General features: G+C 69.8%; 18 protein-coding genes. 13 read left to right on the top strand and 5 right to left on the bottom strand.

Going from position 1 to position 20,341, the window contains the following annotated elements; all coding sequences use genetic code 11:
* Positions 1-259 precede the first annotated feature (259 nt).
* From PV646_RS16045 to dinB, 3 genes are read left to right on the top strand one after another with little or no spacing between them, the layout of a single operon-like run.
* Positions 260-1,585, top strand: coding sequence for an MFS transporter (locus tag PV646_RS16045; RefSeq protein ID WP_500342552.1), 1,326 nt, complete (start codon positions 260-262; stop codon positions 1,583-1,585).
* Positions 1,586-1,594: 9 nt separating this feature from the next.
* Positions 1,595-2,557 (top strand): serine hydrolase domain-containing protein, encoded by a 963-nt coding sequence (locus PV646_RS16040; RefSeq protein ID WP_500342550.1) that lies wholly within the window; start codon positions 1,595-1,597, stop codon positions 2,555-2,557.
* A gap of 36 nt (positions 2,558-2,593) precedes the next feature.
* Entirely contained in the window at positions 2,594-3,787 is a 1,194-nt protein-coding gene (gene dinB / locus PV646_RS16035) for a DNA polymerase IV (protein WP_500342548.1), read from the top strand.
* Positions 3,788-3,841: 54 nt separating this feature from the next.
* On the opposite strand, the gene PV646_RS16030 is transcribed toward dinB, so the two are convergent.
* The gene (locus tag PV646_RS16030) at positions 3,842-4,090 is read right to left on the bottom strand and encodes a hypothetical protein (protein WP_500342545.1); all 249 of its coding nucleotides are present in this window, start codon (positions 4,088-4,090) and stop codon (positions 3,842-3,844) included.
* Between the two features lie 148 nt (positions 4,091-4,238).
* Between PV646_RS16030 and PV646_RS16025 the strand changes: the two genes are divergently transcribed.
* The 3 genes from PV646_RS16025 (at position 4,239) to PV646_RS16015 (ending at position 6,116) form a co-directional block, all read left to right on the top strand.
* Positions 4,239-4,469, top strand: a complete 231-nt coding sequence (locus PV646_RS16025) for a hypothetical protein (protein WP_500342543.1) — start codon at positions 4,239-4,241, stop codon at positions 4,467-4,469.
* 91 nt (positions 4,470-4,560) lie between these two features.
* On the top strand, positions 4,561-5,640 hold the full coding sequence (locus PV646_RS16020; RefSeq protein WP_500342539.1) for an NAD(P)H-dependent amine dehydrogenase family protein: 1,080 nt from the start codon (positions 4,561-4,563) through the stop codon (positions 5,638-5,640).
* The gene (locus PV646_RS16015) at positions 5,637-6,116 is read left to right on the top strand and encodes a carboxymuconolactone decarboxylase family protein (protein ID WP_500342536.1); all 480 of its coding nucleotides are present in this window, start codon (positions 5,637-5,639) and stop codon (positions 6,114-6,116) included. Before PV646_RS16020 ends, PV646_RS16015 begins: the two co-directional genes overlap by 4 nt.
* A gap of 27 nt (positions 6,117-6,143) precedes the next feature.
* Here PV646_RS16015 and PV646_RS16010 read toward each other — a convergent pair whose 3' ends face one another.
* Positions 6,144-7,769, bottom strand: a complete 1,626-nt coding sequence (locus PV646_RS16010; RefSeq protein WP_500342534.1) for a GMC oxidoreductase — start codon at positions 7,767-7,769, stop codon at positions 6,144-6,146.
* A 212-nt stretch (positions 7,770-7,981) separates the two neighbouring features.
* Here PV646_RS16010 and PV646_RS16005 point away from each other — a divergent pair, with 212 nt between their 5' ends.
* Complete coding sequence (locus PV646_RS16005; protein WP_500342532.1) at positions 7,982-9,916, top strand: FAD-dependent oxidoreductase; 1,935 nt, start codon at positions 7,982-7,984, stop codon at positions 9,914-9,916.
* A 127-nt stretch (positions 9,917-10,043) separates the two neighbouring features.
* On the top strand, positions 10,044-10,592 hold the full coding sequence (locus PV646_RS16000; RefSeq protein ID WP_500342531.1) for a DUF1062 domain-containing protein: 549 nt from the start codon (positions 10,044-10,046) through the stop codon (positions 10,590-10,592).
* On the opposite strand, the gene PV646_RS15995 is transcribed toward PV646_RS16000, so the two are convergent.
* Positions 10,576-11,445: a LysR family transcriptional regulator gene (locus tag PV646_RS15995; RefSeq protein ID WP_500342529.1), complete on the bottom strand. Its 870-nt coding sequence runs from the start codon at positions 11,443-11,445 to the stop codon at positions 10,576-10,578. The two genes, PV646_RS16000 and PV646_RS15995, sit on opposite strands and share 17 nt — an antisense overlap.
* A gap of 74 nt (positions 11,446-11,519) precedes the next feature.
* On the opposite strand from PV646_RS15995, the gene PV646_RS15990 reads away from it, so the two are divergent.
* On the top strand, positions 11,520-12,125 hold the full coding sequence (locus PV646_RS15990; RefSeq protein WP_500342527.1) for a dihydrofolate reductase family protein: 606 nt from the start codon (positions 11,520-11,522) through the stop codon (positions 12,123-12,125).
* A gap of 96 nt (positions 12,126-12,221) precedes the next feature.
* A complete protein-coding gene (locus PV646_RS15985) occupies positions 12,222-15,206 on the top strand; it encodes a TIM-barrel domain-containing protein (protein ID WP_500342525.1) in 2,985 nt (994 codons plus the stop codon).
* Here the strand turns inward: PV646_RS15985 and PV646_RS15980 are convergent.
* Complete coding sequence (locus PV646_RS15980) at positions 15,184-15,885, bottom strand: FadR/GntR family transcriptional regulator (protein ID WP_500342523.1); 702 nt, start codon at positions 15,883-15,885, stop codon at positions 15,184-15,186. The two genes, PV646_RS15985 and PV646_RS15980, sit on opposite strands and share 23 nt — an antisense overlap.
* 147 nt (positions 15,886-16,032) lie before the next feature.
* Here PV646_RS15980 and PV646_RS15975 point away from each other — a divergent pair, with 147 nt between their 5' ends.
* The 3 genes from PV646_RS15975 to PV646_RS15965 are packed head-to-tail and all read left to right on the top strand — an operon-like array spanning position 16,033 to position 20,180.
* A complete protein-coding gene (locus PV646_RS15975; RefSeq protein ID WP_500342522.1) occupies positions 16,033-17,418 on the top strand; it encodes an SLC13 family permease in 1,386 nt (461 codons plus the stop codon).
* Between the two features lie 4 nt (positions 17,419-17,422).
* Entirely contained in the window at positions 17,423-18,829 is a 1,407-nt protein-coding gene (locus tag PV646_RS15970) for an acyl-CoA synthetase (protein WP_500342520.1), read from the top strand.
* Complete coding sequence (locus tag PV646_RS15965) at positions 18,813-20,180, top strand: carboxyl transferase domain-containing protein (protein ID WP_500342518.1); 1,368 nt, start codon at positions 18,813-18,815, stop codon at positions 20,178-20,180. Before PV646_RS15970 ends, PV646_RS15965 begins: the two co-directional genes overlap by 17 nt.
* Here the strand turns inward: PV646_RS15965 and PV646_RS15960 are convergent.
* Positions 20,162-20,326, bottom strand: coding sequence for a hypothetical protein (locus PV646_RS15960; protein WP_500342517.1), 165 nt, complete (start codon positions 20,324-20,326; stop codon positions 20,162-20,164). The two genes, PV646_RS15965 and PV646_RS15960, sit on opposite strands and share 19 nt — an antisense overlap.
* Positions 20,327-20,341 lie beyond the last annotated feature (15 nt).

Genomic DNA, 20,341 nt, shown 5'->3' with positions numbered 1-20,341 from the left:
CGCGGCCAGCACGAACAGCCACCGGCGCGGTGCGCGCGCCTGCTCCGGCGGCAGGGGCACCTCGGTGGGGCGCTGGATGGTGGCGAGCGACAAGTCCGCTCGGTCCTTTCACGGGGGTGGACGAGCCCGACACTTCCCGAAACGGGGCGCTCGCCGGTTTGGTTGCTCCGTGATTCCGCTACAGATTGTTGCGGAAGACCCTGTCGCATTTCAGCTACACCTTGTAGCTTTACTGGCCCCCGGACGAGGGAGACCAGCCGTGACCACACCCAGCTCCACCCGACCCGCGATGGCGGTCCTGGCCGCCCTGGCCGTCACGATCGGCGCGCTCGAAAGCATCCCGTTCCCCGCGCTGCCCCTGCTGCAACGCGAACTCGGCCTCGACCCCGCCCAGGCCGGCCTGCTGTCCACGACGCTGATCATCACCTCGGCGATCACCATGCCGATCGTCGCGAAGATCGCCGACGACCGCGGCGGGCGCCGGACCCTGCTCGTGCTGACCTGGTGCATCGTCGCCGGGGCCGTGCTGTCGGCGTTCGCGACGTCGTTCCCCGTGATCCTGCTGGGACAGTTCCTGCAGGGCCTCGGCGGCGGCGTGCTGCCGGTGGCGTTCGTCCTGGCACGGCAGCTCTTCAAGGAGACTCCGGTCGCGGTCGGCCTGCTCACCGGCCTGTTCACCGTCGGCAGCGGCCTGGGCGTGCTCATCGCCGGACCGCTCGCGGACGCCCTGTCGCGGCAATGGATGTTCCTGCTGCCGGCGCTGGTCGTGGCCGCCGTGGCACTCGCCGCGCCGTTCGCGCTGCCCGGCCCCCGGATCGTCCGGCGCACGCGTCCGGACTGGCCGGGCGGCGTGTTGCTGGCGTTGGCGCTCGCGACGCTCATGCTGGCTCTTTTCCTGGCGCCGCAAGGACTTCTCAACGCCGCGGTGCTGCTCGTGGTGGCGCTCACGTTCGGCGCCGGGTGGGTCGTGGCCGAACGGCGGTCCGCGCATCCGATGGTCGATCTCGGCATCCTGCGCACACGAGGGGTGTGGACGGCGAGCATCACGGCCGGCGCGCTCGGTGCGAGCTACTCGGCGACGTACTTCCTGGTGCCACAACTGCTGTCCGGCTTCGGCGCCACCGCCAGCGAGATCAGCCTGTACCTCTTCCCCACCGTCGCCATCGCCGTCGTGGTCGGGCCGTTGTCCGGGGTGCTCGTCCGGCGGGCCGGCACTCGCACCGCCCTGGTGACGGGGCTCGCGCTCACAGCTGCCGGGACGTTGTTCGTCGCCGGGTGGCACGACGCGCCGTGGCAGATCGCGGCCGGGATGCTCGTGACGCTCGGGCTCGGCGTCGGAACCGCGTCCACCGCCACCTACACGGCCGTGATCGCCTCCGTCGGCGCACAGGACACCGGTGTGGCGGCGGCGACGTGCGGGATCGCCAGGGCGATCGGTGCGGCACTGGGGGTTCAGATCGCGGCGGCGTTGCTCGTCGGAGGGGGCTCGTTCCGGCTCGGCTTCGTGCTCGCCGCGGTCGTCGTGCTGCTGCCACTCGCCCTGCAGCGGAAAATCCGTTTCAGCGAACCGGTTCCGCAGGGCTAGCCTGCGCGAATGCCGTTGGGAGACATGGACAAGATCGCCGCGGACACGGGCTTCTCCGGTGTGGTCCAGATCGACCGCGCCGGAGAGGTCGAGTTCGCGAAGGCCTACGGGCTCGCCAACCGCACGTACGGCGTGCCCGCCACCGTCGACACCAGGTTCGGCATCGCCAGCGGCGGCAAGGGGTTCACCGCGCTGACCGTGCTCTCCCTGATCCGCGAGGGGAAGCTGGCGCTCGACACCACCGCCCGTTCGCTGCTCGGTGACGACCTGCCGCTGATCGCCGACGACGTGACGGTCGAGCACCTGCTCACGCACACGTCCGGCATCGGCGACTACCTCGACGAGGAAGGCGACTGGGAGGCGAACGACTACGTCATCGGCGCGGTGCACGTGCTGACCACGACCGAGGCGTTCCTGCCGTTGCTGGACGGGATTCCCACGAAGTTCAAGGCCGGCGAACGGTTCGGCTACTGCAACGGCGGTTACGTGGTGCTCGCGCTGCTGGCCGAACGGGCCAGTGGGCAGGGCTACCACGACCTCGTCCGCTCACGAGTGCTCGGCCCGGCGGACATGACCAGGACCGATTTCCTGCGCTCCGACGAACTGCCCGCCGACGCGGCCGTGGGCTACCTGGAGGGCCTCGACCGCTCCAACGTCTTCCACCTGCCGGTGCTCGCGACCGGTGACGGCGGCATCCACACCACCGCGGGCGACATGTCGAAGTTCTGGCGCGCGCTGTTCGCCGGGCCCGACGCCGAGGTGGCGACCAGGCCGCGCCACGACGTCCCCGAGGAGTCACTGCGCTACGGGCTCGGGTTCTGGCTGCACGAGACCAGCGACACCGTGATCCTCGCCGGGTACGACGCCGGGGCGTCGTTCAAGTCGACCCACGACCCGCACACCGGCACCACCATCACCGTCCTGTCGAACACCTCCCCCGGCGCCTGGCCGATCGCGCGTGCACTGATGTGACTGTTCTGAACGGGTGATGGATGCGAACATGTGTTCGTGAGCACCCCGATCCTGCACGCCGACCTGGACGCGTTCTACGCGTCGGTCGAGCAACGGGACGACCCGCGTTTGCGGGGCCGTCCGGTGATCGTGGGCGGTGGCGTCGTGCTGGCCGCGAGTTACGAGGCCAAGGCTTTCGGTGTGCGCACGGCGATGGGCGGCGCGACAGCACGACGGCTGTGCCCGAACGCGATCGTGGTGCCGCCGCGGATGTCGGCCTACTCCGCCGCCAGCAAGGCGGTGTTCGAGGTCTTCCACGACACGACACCGCTGGTCGAGGGCCTGTCGATCGACGAGGCGTTCCTCGACGTCGGCGGCCTGCACCGGATCGCGGGGCCGCCGGACGTGATCGCCGCACGACTGCGGGCGGACGTGCTGGCGCGGGCCGACCTGCCGATCACGGTCGGGGTGGCGCGGACGAAGTTCCTGGCCAAGGTCGCGAGCGGGGTCGCGAAACCGGACGGGCTGCTGGTCGTGCCGGCCGACCGCGAACTCGAGTTCCTGCACCCGCTGCCCGTCGAACGGCTGTGGGGCGTCGGCGAGGTCACGGCGGCGAAGCTGCACGCCCTGGGCGTGCGGACGGTCGGCGAGGTCGCCGCGCTCGGCGAGGCGGCGCTGGTGTCGATGATCGGCCGGGCAGCGGGCCGGCACCTGCACGCGTTGGCGCACAACCACGACCCGCGGCCGGTCCGAACAGGACGGCGGCGCCGCTCCATCGGCTCACAGCGGGCACTGGGCCGCCGTGAACGCACCCGCGACGACCTGGAAGCCGTCCTCGCCTCGTTGATCGACGGCATTTCGCGGCGGCTGCGCACGGCCGAACGCGCGTGCCGGACCGTGGTGCTGCGCCTGAGGTTCACCGACTTCACGCGCGCGACCCGCTCGCACACGCTGCGGCACCCGACGACGGAGACCGAGGTGCTGCTGGCGGCGGCGCGAGAACTGCTCGGCGGCGCGATGCCCATGATCGAGAACCGGGGCATCACGTTGCTGGGCGTGTCGCTGACCAACCTCCAGAACGACGCGCCGATGCAGCTGCCGCTGCCGTTCGAGGAGCGGAAACCGGCCGCCCTGGACGCGGCACTGGACGTCGTGCGCGACCGGTTCGGGTCGAGGTCGGTGACGCGGGCGGCACTGCTCGGACGTGATCCGGGCATCTCCGTGCCGTTGTTACCCGACACTGTGGAGTGAAAGGTCTCCGGCCATTCACTCCACAGTGGACTTATCAGGTCCGGACGGCGCGAGTCACCCGCGAGCCCCTTCGACGCCGGCCGCGGTGGACACCGGCAGGTTCGTCAGACCGAGCATGGACAACAGATCACGGCAGTCGCCCACGTCGAGAGCGTGCTCCGCCACTCGCTTGGCGGCCTGACGCTGGCGCTCGATGCCGGTGGCCTCGGCGGACGACCTCGCCTGAGCGAAGTCCTCGGCCGCGTGACGCGACTTGCCGAACCGGGAGGACGAGGAAGGGGAAGACTGGAAATCCGGCTGCAAGCCGGTGCTCCGTTCTCCGGCCGGAGACACCGGACCGGACGGGGCCGGGGACCGCAGCGGCTGGTTGCCGTCGGCTGGCACCCCCGACACGTCCCACAGTAGCCGCTTGACCAGGAACAAGCACCACGAACCCGCGTATCGTCGGCCCATGCCAGCAGACGAAGGTGGACCGGCGCTCGCGCCCACGCTGTCCGAATGGTTCAAGGCACGCGAGGAGACCGCCCGCCATCTGACCACCGGCGCCGCACGCACCGTGGACGAGGCATGGGTGCAACGGCTCGCCGACCTGCTCGCGACCGAGCGCTCGTGGCAGGAGCAGTACACCGAACTGGTGGCTCTCGGCAGCTCAGACGGCAGGTTCCCGACCTCGAACCGCTGAGAACCACCCGGCGCGACTTCCGGCGCGCCGGGTGGCTTCTCGCCGGATCGGCGCTGTACAACTAGAACGTGTTCTAGGTAATCTGCACCACATGATCGCCACAGTGGTGTGGGGCACCGGCAACGTCGGCCGGGCCGCCATTCGCGCCGTCGATGCCCATCCGGCGCTGAAACTGACGGCCGTGGTCGTCCACAACCCCGAGAAGGTCGGCCGTGACGCCGGCGATCTCGCCGGGATCGAGCAGAACCTCGGAGTCGAGGCCACGAACGACATCGACGCGGTGCTCGCCACGAGTCCGCGCGCCGTCGTGTACGCCGCGTCGGGTGACATCAGGCCAGACGACGCGCTGGCCGACATCACCAAGGCGATCCGCGCGGGCGCGATCGTCGTCACGCCGTCGTTGTACGCGCTGTACGACCCGCAGAGCGCGCCGCCCGAAGTTCGAGAACCGGTTCTAGCCGCCATCAAGGAGGGCGGCGGATCGCTGTTCGTCTCCGGCGTCGACCCGGGCTGGGGCAACGACGTGCTGCCGTTGCTGGTCAGCGGGCTCGGCCACACCATCGACGCGGTGCGCTGCCAGGAGATCTTCGACTACTCCACCTACGACCAGCCCGACGCGGTGCGGTGGCTGATCGGGTTCGGGCAGCCGCTCGACTACCAGGCACCGATGCTGATGCCGACGGTGCCGACCATGGTGTGGGGCGGGCAGATCCGGCTGATGGCACGGGCGTTCGGCGTCGAGCTCGACGAGATCCGCGAGACCGTCGACCGGCGCGCGCTGGACGAGACCGTGACGACGCGGACCATGGGCGAGTTCGAGAAGGGCACCCAGGGCGCGATCCGGTTCGAGGTGCAGGGCATCGTCGGCGGCGAGCCGCTCATCGTCATCGAGCACGTCACGCGCATCCACGAGTCGTGCGCGACGGACTGGCCGATGCCGGCGTCCGGCGACGGTTCGCACAAGGTGATCATCGAGGGGCGGCCTCGCATCGAGGTCTCGGTCGAGTCCGCCGACGAGGGCGAGAACCGGTCCGCGGGCGGCAACGCGACCGCCGTCGGCCGGATCGTGAACGCCATCGACTGGCTCGCGCAGGCCGAGCCCGGACTCTACGACGCGCTCGACGTCCCGCTGCGGCACGCGGCCGGCAAGCTCGGAAGGAGCAGGCCATGAACATCGACATCCCCGAGGGCAAGGACCCGATCGGGTACGTGTGGGGCGAGCTCGTGCCGGGCATCGGCATGGCCGCCGCGAACCTCTCGCTGTCGGTCTACCAGCACACCACGCTGGGTCTGCGCGAGTTCGAGGCCGCACGGCTGCGGATCGCGCAGATCAACGGCTGCATGTTCTGCCTGGAGTGGCGCACCGACCGCGAGGGCGAGAAGGTCGAGGACGACTTCATCGACGCGGTGACCCAGTGGCGCACCACCGACGCCTTCGACGACCGGGCGAGACTGGCCGCGGAGTACGCCGAGCGGTACGCACTGGATCACCACGGTCTCGACGACGAGTTCTGGTCCCGCATGACCGCGCACTACAGCCAGACGGAGATCGTCGAGCTCACGATGAGCATCGGGGCGTGGCTCGTGTTCGGCAGGTTGAACCGGGTGTTCGGCCTCGACGCGATGTGCGTGCTCCCGAAGATCTGACCAGGGCCCCGGTCCACACCGGACCGGTCAGAGGTCGGTGGCGATGATCTTCTCGATGTTCCTCTCGGCCAGCGCCGTGATCGTGACGAACGGATTCACCACGGTGCTGCCGGGAATCAACGACCCGTCCATGACGTACAGGCCCGGATAACCGTGCAGGCGCCCGTAGTTGTCGGTCGCCTTGCCGAGGATCGCGCCGCCCAGCGGGTGGTACGTCAGGTGGTCGCCCCAGATCTTGTACACGCCGAAGAGGTCGGTCCGGTAGATCGTCCCCTCCTTTGAGTTGATCTTGTCGAAGATGGACTTCGCGGCGCTGATCGAGACCTCCTTCCACGCCGTCTGCCAGTTCAGCTCGGCCTTGCCCGCGGCGGCGTTCCAGGTGAACGTGCCGCGGTTCGGCGTCTTCGTGATCGAGAGGTAGAACGACGCGTAGGTCTCGATCCCGGTCGGCAGCGGCGCCACCTCGGCGAAGGCTCCGCCCGCGGCCCAGTTGTCGATGCCCAGGGTCGGGATGGACGACTGCAGCGTGCCGGTCGCGTCCCACATGTGGTTCGCGCGGCCGCACATGACGTTGCCGTTGTCACCCCAGCCCTTGCCGACCTCGCCGTTCAGGTTCGGCAACGCACCGGTGGCCTTCAGCTTGACCAGGAGCTTGCTCGTGCCGACGCTGCCCGCCGCGAAGAACACCTTCGCCGCGGTGACCTCCTTGACCGCGATCGCGTCACCGGTGGTGTTGAGCTGCTCGATGGTGACCTTGTACCCGCCCGTCGCCGGCCTGACGTCGACGACCCGGTGCAGCGGTGAGATCGTGACGCGGCCGGTCGCCCTGACCTTGTTGAGGTAGGTCTTCTGCAGCGACTTCTTGCCGTGGTTGTTGCCGAACAGGATCTCCCCGGCCAGCGCCGACTTCGGCACCGTCCCGGCGGCCTCCTGCTCCATGTAGTTCCAGTCGTACACGGTGGGCACGAAGACGAACGGGAAGTTCGACCGCTGGGCGTGCTTCCGGCCGACCCGCGCGTACTGGTAGGCCGGGGTCGAGTCGAACCAGGCCGCCCTGATCAGGTTGACGCCGAGCTCCTGGTTGGCCCGCGGGTAGTAGGTGTTGTACATCTCGTCGGCGTTCACCATCGGCAGGACGTCGGCGAAGTTCTCCCGCTTCGGCGTCACGGCCATGCCGCCGTTGACGAGCGAACCGCCACCGACACCCCGTCCCTGGTAGACGGTGATGCCCGGGAACTCCTCGGCGTCGAGGATGCCCGTGTACTTCGGGACCGCCTTGTCGATCGGGATGCCCAGGAAGTGGCTCAGCGGCTGCTTCGTCTTGGTCCGCAGCCAGAACGAACGCTGGTCCGGGGTCGTCGTGTTCGCGAAGATCTTCCCGTCCGCGCCGGGGGTGTCCCACGCCATGCCCATCTCGACCATGTGGACGTCGACACCGGCCTGAGCGAGCCGCAGGGCCGTCACGCTTCCGCCGTAGCCGGTGCCGATCACCAGGGCGGGAACGACTGCCGCGTCCGCGATCGAGGTCGCCGCCCGTGCCACCGGAGCGACGCCTCCCAGGGCGACAGCCCCAAGAATAGAACCTGTTCCAGCTATGAACGAACGTCGTGAAGGACCTTCAAAACCGTTGTCACACGTCATTGTGTGGGTCATGTGATCTTCCTCACTGTGGGCGCATGAGAACAAGTTATACCGGCGGTTGTAGATCAAGTCACTACCTGGTAGTCCCGGTTCCCTCGGGGAGCGCAGCGCTGGTGACGAGGTCGGAGCCGGTTTTCGGGACGCGCGCGGACAACCCGGACGGCCCAGCGCGAGCACACGATCCGGGAATGTTCGGGCACGGATGGTTGCCCGACAATCGAGCGATGCCCTCGGTATCTGATGGTGGTGGTGAGGACGCGAGACCGAGCGTCCTCGTGGTGGGAGCGGGGATCTCGGGCCTCGCGGCGGCACGTGCGCTGCGCGAACTCGGCCACCCCGTGACCGTCCTGGAAGCGAGGGACCGCGCCGGCGGCCGGATCTGGACCGACGAGCACGGGGTCGACCTGGGCGCGCACTGGATCCACGGCACGGACGGCAACCCCATCACCGAACTGGTGGAGGACCTGGGGATCCCGTACAGCTACGTGGGCGGGGACAGCGCCTACACCGGTGGGTTCGACAGCCTCGACCTGTTCGGAGCCGACCGGCGCGCGGTGAACCACCGCTACAAGACCCGGACGGTGGAACTGGCCGACGAGATCCTGCACGAGCTCGAACGCCGCGCCGACGTGGCGCGCAAGGGAGATCACCCGGACGTTCCGCTGGGTCAGGCGATGAAGGAGGTCCTGGCCGAACACGGCCTGTCCCCCGAGGACGAACAGGCCGTCCGGTACCACCTGAACGTGATCCTGCGCGAGGACGCGGCAGAGGATCCGGACAAGCTCTCCCTCAAGCACTGGGAGGACGGCTACCTCGTCTACGGCTACGGCGACAGCACGTTGCACCAGGGCTATCAGTCCGTTGTGGACGCTCTGGCCGAGGGGCTCGACGTCCGGCTCGGCCACGTGGTCTCGCGCATCGAGCCTGGACGCGTCACCACCGACCGCGGCGTGTTCGAAGCGGACAAGGTGCTCGTCACGTTGCCCTTGGGGGTGTTGAAGGCGGACGCGATCGAGTTCGTGCCGCCACTACCGGCGGCCAAGCGGTCCGCGATCGCCCGGCTCGGCTTCGGCACGCTCAACAAGATCGCCCTGCACTACGACGCACCGTTCTGGCCGCGCGACCAGTACGTGTTCGGCTACCTCTGCCGCGACACCGATCGCTACCCCACCGTCGTCATCAGCATGTGGAAGTCGCACGGCAAGCCGATCCTCGTGATGCTGCTCGGTGCCTCTCTCGGCCGTGAGATGGAGACCTGGTCCGAGGAGGCCGTCTCGGCGTACGCGACGGACGTCGTCCAGGACCTCTTCGGCGCCGAAGCGCCCGCCCCGCGCAGCGTCTCGCGCACCACGTGGTCGTCGGACCCGTACGCGCTGGGCTCGTACACCTGCATCGGCGTCGGATCGTCGTCCAAGGACATCGCGACGCTGGCCGAACCGGTCGGCGACGGGCTGTTCTTCGCCGGCGAGGGCACGAACCCGTACCACTGGGGCTGTGTGCACAGCGCCTACGAGTCCGGCCGCCGCGAGGCCGCGCGGATCAGCGGACGCTCCGACCTCTACACCCCACCCAGTGCCGGCAAATCCCGTGCCCAGTCACGCAACACCGACCGGATGCTGCGGTTCGTGCGGATGCGGATGAACCACATCACCGAACGCGAACTGACCGAACGGGTGGCCTGCCTGCGGGAGAGCGTCGATCCCCACGGCGTGCGGTTGTTCGGCGCGCTCGCGGACGCCGAACTGGAGACGCTCGCGTCGATGTTCGACGAGATCCCCTACACGGCAGGCGATGTGCTGTTCCGCGAGGACGACGCGGCGCACGGCGTGTTCCTCGTCGCCTCCGGCCGGGTCGAGGTCGACTTCGGCGGGATCTACGCGCGGTCGGTGCTCGGCCGGGGCGGGCTGCTCGGCCACTACGACCTGTTCTTCAACGCCCGCACCACTTCGGCGACTGCGCTGACCGACGACGTGGTGGTGTTCTACCTCGACCACTACCGCTATCAGAGCTTCCTGTACGCCTTCCCGGACGTGATGATGCTGATGCTCTCGGACCTCGTGACGCGGTGGGAGCAGCTGGAGACCGCGCTCGGGTCCGCCACCCTGCCGAAATTGGGTGGAATCGTGCCGCCCCAGGCCGTTACGTTCCTGCCCGACTGAGTCGTCGAGGCAAGGACGCACCGTTGTACATCGCCTGAGTTCTCCCAAGCGCTGGTCTTCGTTGCGCGCCGCTCTCTGAGCAGCGCGCTCCCTTTGCTGCGGATTTCTCACCGAACGGTGTACCTCTGTGCTCAACACCTGGGCCGTCGTGCCCACCTGTCTTCCTCTTGTCCACCGCCGTTGCCACGTGTGCGCCGCCGACCGCTTCCGGGCGAGCGGCAAGTTCCGGGTCAACGCCAACCACAAGGTCCTCGACGCGTGGCTGCTCGTGCTCTGCACGGGCTGCGGGGACACGGCCAAGCTCACGATCTTCGAGCGGGCCCACGTCCGCACCGTCCGGCCCGCACTGCTGGACCGCCTGCACGCCAACGACCTGACGCTCGTCGCGGAACTGTTGCAGGACACCCTCCTGCAGCGCCGCAACCACATCGCCCTCGACTGGGAGGGCGCGTGGCGGCTCGACACCGGCGGGTCCGGTCACCTCGACCTGGAGGTGGCCGACGTCGCGGTGCGGTTCGAGGCGCGGATCCCGATCAGGCCGATCCGACTGATCGCGGACGGGTTCGGGCTGACCCGCGGTGAGGTCGAACGGCTGATCACCGACGGGAAGGTCGTGTCGGCGATCCGGTTGGCCGGCAAGGTCTCCGGCGACTTCACCTTCACGTTGAAGCGCTGAACGACTGAGTCAACGCGGTGAGCACGGCGGCCACGCCCGGAGGATCGGGCGGGTCGCCGTACGTCACCGCGTGGATCTCGCGGTGGAAGCCGGCCAGTTCGCTGGCTTCCACGTCCGGCCTCCGATGGGCCTGCAACCCGAGACCCGCGAGGATCGCGACGCCCGCACCGGCCGCCACGAGCGCCTGCACGACGACCATGTCGTCGCTGTGCGAGACGATCCGCGGCGCGAAACCCTCGCTGCGGCACACGGTCTCCAGCTCCGCCCGGCACGCGTCGCACCCGCCGATCCAGGCCGACTCCGCGTGGTTCGCGAGGCTGTCCTCCGGGTGCCTGCTGATCAGGTGGATCGGGTCGTCGCCGAGGTGGACGGACCGGAAGCCCTCCTCGAACGGGGTGTCGGCGTGGCGGAACACGAGCGCGATCTCGATCTCGCCGTGGCGCAGCATCCGCAACGCCTCGGCGGGGTGCCGTTCGACCAGGCTCAGCCCCAGCCCGGGATGCTCGTCCGCCAGCCGCCTGGCCGCTCTCGGGACGATCGTGGCGGCGGTCGACGCGTTGGCCGCCACCCGGACCCGTCCCGCCCGCAGTCCGGCGTGGGCGGCGAGTTCGGTCGTCGCCGCGTCCACCCGGCCCACGATCTCCGCCGCCCGATCGGCCAGCAGCCGTCCTTCCGGGGTGAGGCGGATCCCGCGGCCGGCGCGTTGCAGGAGCTGCACGCCCGTGGCCGCCTCCAGTCTCGCCAGGTGGTGGCTCACCGACGGCTGGGAGTAGTGCAGCTGCTTCGCGGCCTCGGTCACCGAGCCGCACCGGGCCACGGCCGCCAGCACTCGGAGGTGCACCAGGCTGAGCATTCATCAACGCTATCAATGAGAACGCCGTCGTATTGGCATTGGACGTCATGAATCTGCGGGGTCAGGCTTGTGGCATGACCAAGGTGACGTGCGATCTCTCGATCTCCCTCGACGGCTACGCGGCGGGGCTCGGCCAGAGCGAGGACCGTCCGTTCGGGGACGACGGCGGCGACGGCTGGGGCAGCACGCTGCACGCGTGGTTCGAGGACGCCGACGAGCGGAAGTGGCAGATGGACCGTCTGGCCGAGACCAAGGCGTTCATCATGGGCCGCAACATGTTCGGCCCGGTCCGCGGCCCGTGGGACCGTCCGTGGAACGGCTGGTGGGGTGACGACCCGCCGTACCACGGGCCGGTCTTCGTGCTCACCCACCACCCGCGCGAGCCGCAGCCGATGGAGGGCGGCACGACGTTCCACTTCGTGACGGAGGGCGCCGCGGCGGCGTTCGACCGTGCCCGTGAGGTGCCTGGGGACGGCAACATCTCGATCCACGGCGGCGCCTCCACCGTCAACCAGTACCTGGCCGCCGGTCTGATCGACGAACTGCGGCTGCGGATCGTGCCGATCACGCTCGGCGCCGGGACGCGGCTGTTCGACGGTGTTCCCGGACTGACCCTGGAACAGCTGTCGTCGCGTTCGGGTCCCGCCTTCACGCATGTGACGTATCGCGTGGTGCGCTGATTGGCGTCTTGATCGCTCCACATCGTCACGCCAAGGTGAGGAAGGTTCAGCTACCTGAACACCTCGGAAGCCGACGGCGTCAGACGAGGAGCACGAATGCGGAAACGCACGACGATCGTCCCCCTGCTAGCCCTCCTGAGCCTGGCCCTGCCCGTTCCCGCGACCGCCCAGCCGAACGGCACGGTCGTCTCCGGGCAGGCCCGGTTCCAGATCCTCTCCCCCACCCTGGTGCGTTCCGAATTCGCCGGGGACCGGCGCTTTGAGGACCAGGCCACTTACAACGTTGTAAACCGCACCTTCCCCCGCACGCCCTACACGTCCGCGGTGCGGGACGGCTGGCTGACGATCACCACGTCGGCCATGACCGTCCGCTATCGCGTGGGGTCCGGGCCGTTCCGCGCGGACAACCTCGAACTCAAGACCGGTGGCACGACCGCGTCCCCGTGGCGGCGGGTGGTCTGTGCGACCGGGCAGCTCTGCGAGGCCGAGGACCAGCTGCGCGAGGGCGTGCTCGTGGCGGCCGACCACCCCGGGGCCACCGGAGCCGGGTTCGTCGCCGGGTTCTCCTACACCGGCAACGGGATCACGGCCACGGTGCGCGCGGCGAGCGCGGGCAGGCACCGGATCGTCGTGAAGTACGCGAACGGCCGGGGCGGTGACGGCAAGCACGAGAACCGCACGCTCGGGCTCGCCGTCGACGGGCAGGCTCCCCGTCAGATCACGCTCCCCGCGACCGCGGACTGGAACGCCTGGCAGCAGGTCTCCACGGACGTCGACCTCGCGGCCGGCGAACACCGCGTCTCGCTCACGCGAGGTGCGGCCGACTCGGGCAACGTCAACGTTGACAGCCTCGCCCTGCTGTCGCCGGACCAGGCCTATCCCAGTGCCAGGGCCACCGACGACTGCCGGTTCGGCACGACCTGCGAGGCCGAGAACGGCGTGGTGAGCGGCGCGGCCAAGATCGCCGACGAGCACGCCGGGTTCGCGGGCACCGGGTTCGTCGCGGAACTCGTCGGGGGCACGCGGCTGAGCCAGCGCGTGACCAGCGTGCCGGCGGCGGGCACGTACCCGGTGGTGCTGCGCTACGCCAACGGCGTCGGCGGCGACGGCAAGCACGAACCGCGGACCGTGCTGGTCAACGGGCAGCCGGTCACACTGCCCGTGACGGCGAACTGGGCCACGTGGGCCACGGCGACGGCGCAGGTCTCGTTGCCGGCAGGCACTTCCGACCTCACGGTGACGTGCCCGGCCACCGGCTGCCACGTCAACCTCGACACCGTCGGGATCGACAACTCCGTCCAGCACCTGGCGCTCGGCGGCTACCGGCGTTCGCTCGACGGGTACACCGGCAACAACGGTGATCCGCAGCTGACGCCCGGCCTGATGTACCGCGACGGCTGGTACCTGCTGGACGACACCCCTTCGGCTCTGCGCAACGGAAACCCGCGCGCGGATCGGGGCGCGCAGCCGTACCAGGACGGGTACGTGTTCGGTTACGGCACGAACTACAAGGCCGCGCTCGGCGACCTCACGGCGTTGACCGGCGGGCCGAAGTTGTTGCCGCGCTGGGCCTACGGCGTCTGGTACTCCGAGTACATCGACCGGACCGCGGCCGACTACCGCGACCGGATCCTGCCGAAGTTCCGGGAGCACGGTGTGCCGCTGGACGTCCTGGTGGTCGACACGGACTTCAAGGGCCACAACCTGTGGAACGGCTGGCGGATGGACCAGCAGAAGTTCCCCGACCCGCAGGGCTTCCTCGACTGGGCGCACGGCGAGGGACTGCACAGCACGCTCAACATCCACCCGAGCATCCAGGGTGACGACCCGGACTTCGCGCAGGCCCAGGCCACCGCGAAGGGCAAGCTGGCCAAGGGTTCCTGCACGAACTGCTACGTGTTCGACTGGGCCGACCCGGACCAGCTGCGGGCCTACGTCGAGCTGCACCAGAAGATGCCGACCGACTTCTGGTGGCTCGACTGGTGCTGCGACGGCTCGGGTTCCTCGAAGCGCGGCGTGACCGCGGACTCGTGGATCAACGAGCAGTACTCGAAGATGGGCTCGTTCGCGTTCTCGCGCGGGTTCGGCTCGTTGCAGGCGGGCGGGTACAGCGGCTCCGGGCCGTTGCCGACCGGGCCGTGGGCGGAGAAGCGCACGACCCTGCACTTCACCGGCGACACCTCGTCGACGTGGGGCACGCTGAAGGCGACCATCGGCTACACCTCGGCCGAGGGCGTGGCCACCGGCATGTCCAACATCAGCCACGACATCGGCGGCCACAACGACACCACCGGGTTGCGCGGCTCGGAGACCTACCTCGACAACGGCCAGGTCCGCTACACCACCAAGATGCCGGACGACATGTACGCCCGGTGGGTGCAGCTGGGCGCGTTCCAGCCGATCACGCGCCTGCACAGCAACCACGGCGACCGGCTGCCGTGGCAGTACGGACCGGCCGCGCAGGCGTCCGCGACGAAGTTCCTGAACCTGCGCGAACGGCTCGTGCCGTACATCTACTCGCTGGCGGAACAGGCCCAGCGGACAGGTGTGCCGCTCCAGCGGCCGGCGTGGCTCGAGTACCCGGGCAGCCCGGAGGCGTACTCCACAGTGGACACCCAGTTCCTGCTGGGACCGGATCTGCTGGTCGCGCCGATCACCACGCCCGGTGACGTCGGCTCCACGCGGGTCTGGTTCCCGCCGGGTCAGTGGACGGACTACTTCACCGGTCAGGTCCACCAGGGCAACACCTGGGCGACCGTCAGCGCGGGCCTCGACACCATGCCGGTGTTCATGCGGTCCGGAGGCGTGCTGGTCGAGCGCAGTGCCGATGTCTCCAACGACGCGAAGAACCCGGTGGACGCGTTGACCGTGCACGTGACGGCGGGCGCCAACGGTCAGTTCACGTTGTACGAGGACAAGGGCAAGCGGACCCGGATCGTGCAGGCCGGTGACCTCCTGCTCGTGCACTCGTCCACGCCGACCAAGCGGAAGTGGAAGGTCGTGGTGCACGAACGGGACGGCTCCAGCCGGACCGTGCAGGGCACGGGTGGTCCGGTGATCAGTCTTCGGGCACCCAGGTGAGCAGCCGGACCTTCGCGACGGTCCGGACGTGCTTGCGCATCGCCGCGGCGGCCTTCTTCGCGTCGCCCGCGACGATGGCCTCGTAGATCGCCGTGTGCTGCGCCAGTGAGCGGGACGGACGGCCCGGCTGGCGCAGCGACTCGGTGCGGCTCTCGGTGATCTGACCGGCGATGGTCTTCATGAAGTCGGCCAGCAGCGAGCTGTGCGCGGCGGCGGTGACGGCGGCGTGGAAGCGGCGATCCCCTTCCACGCCGTTGGCGCCTTCGGCGATCTCGTCGCGCATGTGGTCGAGCGCCTCGCGGATGGTCTCCAGCTCGGCGTCGGTGCGGCGTTCGGCGGCGAGCTCGGCGAGCTTGGTCTCGAGCGCCTCACGGGCCTCCAGCACCTCGGGGAGGCGCTTGCGGCGTTCGACGAGCTGCTCGACCGGTTCGACGTCGAGGGTGTCGCGCACCAGGTACGTGCCGCCGCCGTGCCGGGCCTCGACCAGGCCCTGGACCTCCAGGACCACGATCGCCTGCTTGATCGACGCGCGGCTGACGCCGAGGCTCGCGGCCAGGTCGCGTTCGGCGGGCAGCCTGTCCCCCGCCTGGAGACCGGCCTCGGTGACGTGCGCGCGCAGCCGTTCGAGCACCTGCTCGTACAGGCGGGACTTCACCATCGGCCGCAGTGCCTCGGACATCTGCCCAGGATAACCGGTCAAGTGGCTCAGCCACTAGGCCACCTCTTGACAGCGGCTGGACCGTGGGCGGAAAGTGGCTCATCCACTTGGCCACTGAGCACCTCGCTCGGGCCGCCACCCGGACAGCCCCAACGACGGGAGCCCTGCATGTCCGCCGAACTGATCTCGATACTCGTGCTGGTCGTGGTGTTCGTCATCGCCACGACCAGGTCGATCAACATGGGTGCGCTCGCCTTCGCCGCGGCCTTCGGGGTCGGCACGCTGGTCGCGGACATGAAGGCCGACGACATCTTCAAGGGCTTCCCCGGCTCGTTGTTCGTCGTGCTGGTCGGGGTGACGTTCCTGTTCGCCATCGCCCGCGCCAACGGCACCACGGACTGGCTGGTGCACATGGCGATCCGGCTGGTCGGCGGGCGGATCGCGCTGATGCCGTGGGTGATGTTCGCGATCACCGGCGTGCTGACGGCGATCGGCGCGGTGAGCCCGGCCGCGGTCGCGATCGTGGCGCCCATCGCCATGGGATTCGCGGCCAAGTACAAGATCAACCCGCTGCTCATGGGCGTGATGGTCGTGCACGGCGCGCAGGCCGGCGGGTTCTCGCCGATCAGCATCTACGGCACGATCGTCAACGGCATCGTCGACAAGGAAGGCCTGCCGGGCAACGAGATCGTGCTGTTCCTGGCCAGCCTCGTGGTGAACCTGCTGATCGCCGTGGTGGTGTTCGTGGTGCTGGGCGGGATGAAGCTCGCGCGGCAGCCGTTGACGACTGCCGAACTGATTCGCGCCGGAGGTGGGGACGCGACCCGCGCCGAGGGCTCGACAGGTGGCGGCAATGGTGGTGACGTGGCCGGCGCGGGTGGCTCGACCGGCGACGGTGCGACCGGCGGCGGTGTGACCGGCGGCGGAGACCCGGCCGAGCCCGAGGAGCGCATCACCCTCACCGCTCCGCGCCTCGCCACCCTGATCGGCCTCGCGGCCCTCGTCGTGGCGGCGCTGGTGTTCGACCTCGACGTCGGCCTCGCCGCGATCACCGTCGCCGTGCTGCTCAGCGTCGTGTGGCCAGAGACCTCGAAGCAGGCGATCAACCAGATCACCTGGCCGACCGTGCTGCTGATCTGCGGCATCCTCACCTACGTCGCCGTGCTGCAGACGATGGGCACGATCAAGTGGGCGGGCGACTCGGTGGCCGGTGTCGGCGCTCCCCTGCTCGCCGCCCTGCTGATCTGCTACATCGGCGCGATCGTCTCGGCGTTCGCCTCGTCGGTCGGCATCATGGGCGCGTTGATCCCGCTGGCCGTGCCGTTCCTGCTGCAGGGTGAGGTCAGTGCGATCGGCTTGATCGCGGCTCTGGCGGTGTCGGCGACCGTGGTCGACGTGAGTCCGTTCTCCACCAACGGCGCCCTGGTGCTGGCCGGCGCGCAGGACGTCGACCGCGACAAGTTCTTCAAGCAACTGATGGTCTACGGCGGGATCATGGTCGCGGCAGCGCCGCCGCTGGTGTGGCTCGCCCTCGTCGTCCCGGGAATCTGGTGAGTCCATGTTCGCCTTGCAGTCCGACCGCGTCGCCCTCCGCTTCGGCGACCGCAGCCTCACCCACGCCGAACTCGCTGCCTGCGCCGGTGCCCTGGCGCAGCAGCTGTCCGGCCTCCCCCGAGTCGCGGTGTGGGCGACGCCCTCACTGGAGACCTGCGTCGCGGTGGTCGCCGCCCTGCTCGCCGGGGTGCCCGCCGTGCCGCTCAACCCCAAGGTCGGTGAACGCGAACTCGCGCACATCGTCGCCGACAGCGCTCCCGCGAACGTCCTCGCCGCGCCCGGGGTCGCGCTTCCGGCGGGCCTGGACTCCGTGCCACGCCGGGACGTCACACTCGACGGGGGTGGTGCCGAGCCGTTCGCCGAACCGGGCGACGAGGCTCCCGCGCTGATCGTCTACACCTCCGGCACGACCGGGGCGCCGAAGGGCGTCGTGCTGCCGCGCCGTGCGATCACGTCCACTCTGGACGCCGTCGCCCAGGCCTGGGAGTGGACCTCGGAGGACGTGCTGGTGCACGCGTTGCCGTTGTTCCACGTGCACGGGCTGATCCTCGGCGTGCTCGGTCCGTTGCGACGCGGCGGCACCGTGCACCACCTGGGCAAGTTCTCCACCGACGCCATCACGGCGGCGCTGGCCGACGACGCGACGATGATGTTCGGCGTCCCGACCATGTACCACCGCATCGCGGAGGAGGTCGGGCTGGACGGCGATCTCGCCCTCCAGCTGAGCAGCGCACGGCTGCTGGTGTCGGGTTCGGCGGCGTTGCCGGTGCGCGACCACGAACGGATCGCCGCCGCGACAGGGCAGCGCGTCGTCGAGCGGTACGGCATGACCGAGACCCTGATGAACACCAGTGTCCGCGCGGACGGCGACCGCAGGCCTGGCGCGGTCGGCCTGCCGCTGCCGGGCGTCGAGGTGCGGCTGGTCGACGACGCCGGTCTGACGCTGGACGACGCCGGCGCGATCGGCGAGATCCAGGTGCGCGGCCCGAACCTCTTCACCGAGTACCTCAACCGGCCCGACGCCACCGCGGAGGCGTTCGCGGACGGCTGGTTCCGCACCGGGGACGTGGGCACGCGCGACGAGGACGGTTACTACCGCATCGTCGGGCGCAAGGCCACGGACATCATCAAGAGCGGCGGGTACAAGATCGGCGCGGGTGAGATCGAGAACGCCCTGCTGGAACACCCCGCAGTGAAGGAGGTGGCGGTGACCGGCGAGCCCGACGACGACCTGGGCGAGCGGATCGTCGCCTGGGTGGTGCCCGCCGGTGCCGAACCCTCCTCCTCCGAACTCGCGGACCACGTGGCCCGCCTGCTCACGCCGCACAAGCGGCCTCGGGTGGTGCGGTTCGTGGAGTCGTTGCCGCGCAACGACATGGGCAAGGTGATGAAGCGTGCCCTGCGGACGTGAGGCGGCCCGCGACCTGATCGGGAGGCTGGCGTCGTCGTTCGCGGAGCTGCCGGGCGAGCCGCTGTCCGAAGTGGACGGTTCGCCTCGGTGGCCCGGCACCGACGGGCCGCTGGGCTGGGCCGGCTACGACGACCAGCTCTCCCGCGCAGCGGCGCTGACGGGCGAACACGAGTCCGTCGTGTGCGGCACCGCCCGCATCGGAGAGGTGAGCGCGGTCGTGGTCGCGTTCGAGTTCGGCTTCCTCGGCGGCTCGCTGGGCACCCGCACGGGCGCCCGCATCGAGCAGGCCTTCGTCCACGCCCGCGAGCACCGGCTGCCGGTCGTGTCGCTGGTCGCGACGGGCGGCAGCCGCATGCAGGAGGGCACGCTCGCATTGATGCAGCTGCCCCGGATCGCGCGTCAGATCACGCTGACGCGCGCCGCCGGGCTGCCGCACGTCGCCGTGCTGCGCGATCCCACCACCGGCGGCGGCTGGGCGACCCTGGGCGCGGGTGCCGACGTCGTGCTGGGGCTGCGCGGCGCTCAGGTCGGGTTCGCCGGGTCACGGGTGCGGCCGCCGGGGTACTCGGTGACGCAGCAGTTCGCGGCCGGTCTGGTCGACCAGTTGCTGCCGTCCGACGAACTGCGCGACAGGCTGGGACGCTGGCTGCGGCTGCTCACCACCCCCGGTGACACCGCTGAGGTGCCGGGAGCGCTGGGGCAGGCGACGGTGCCGGCGACGGGCTGGGACGCGGTGGTGAACGCTCGCGCGCTGGGGCGGCCGCGTGCGAAGCAGTACCTCCAGGCCTACTTCGACTGGCACGAGCCGATCAACGGCGACCGCGCCGGTGGCGTCGATCCCGGTGTGCTGTGCGGGTTCGGGCAACGCGGCGGCCGGACCGTCGCCTACGCGGCGCAGTGCGGCACGGCCACGCGACCGGCCGGGTTCCGGACGGCGGCACGGCTCGTGCGGCTGGCGGACCGGCTGGGGATCCCGGTGCTGACGCTCGTCGACACACCGGGCGCGGCCAACGACGCGGCCGCCGAGAAGGCCGGGGTGGGTGCGGCGATCGCCGACATGTTCACCGCGATCGCCGAGGTGAGCGTGCCGGTGACGACGCTGCTGATCGGTGAGGGCGGGTCCGGTGGCGCGCTGGCGTTCGCCGCACCGGATCGGCTGTGGGTGACGCCGGACAGCTATCTCGCGGTGATCTCACCGGAGCTGGCGGCCGCGATCCTCAAGCGGGAGCCGGGACAGGCGCGGCAGACGGCCGGCGAGTTGCGGTTGCGGCCGCAGGACCTGGTCGAGCTGGGCGTGGCGCAGGGGATCGCCCAGCTCGACCAGTCCGCCGATCAAGCCACAGCGATGTAGAGAAACGCCAGAAGCGAACTCGGGACGCAGATCGTCACGAGCCCGACGACGCCGTAGAACGGCTCTTTCTTCTGGACCATCGCGGCCAGTGCGGCGATGCCGATGGCGATGGACGCGATGAGCAGCACAAGGACGACGTACGACATGGAAGGTCCTCAAGG

It is taken from the genome of Streptomyces sp. ID05-26A (assembly GCF_033794685.1).
Classification (GTDB): Bacteria; Actinomycetota; Actinomycetes; order Mycobacteriales; family Pseudonocardiaceae; genus Lentzea.
Note: the sequence above shows the minus strand (reverse complement) of the source record. Positions and strands in the feature narration are given on the sequence as shown.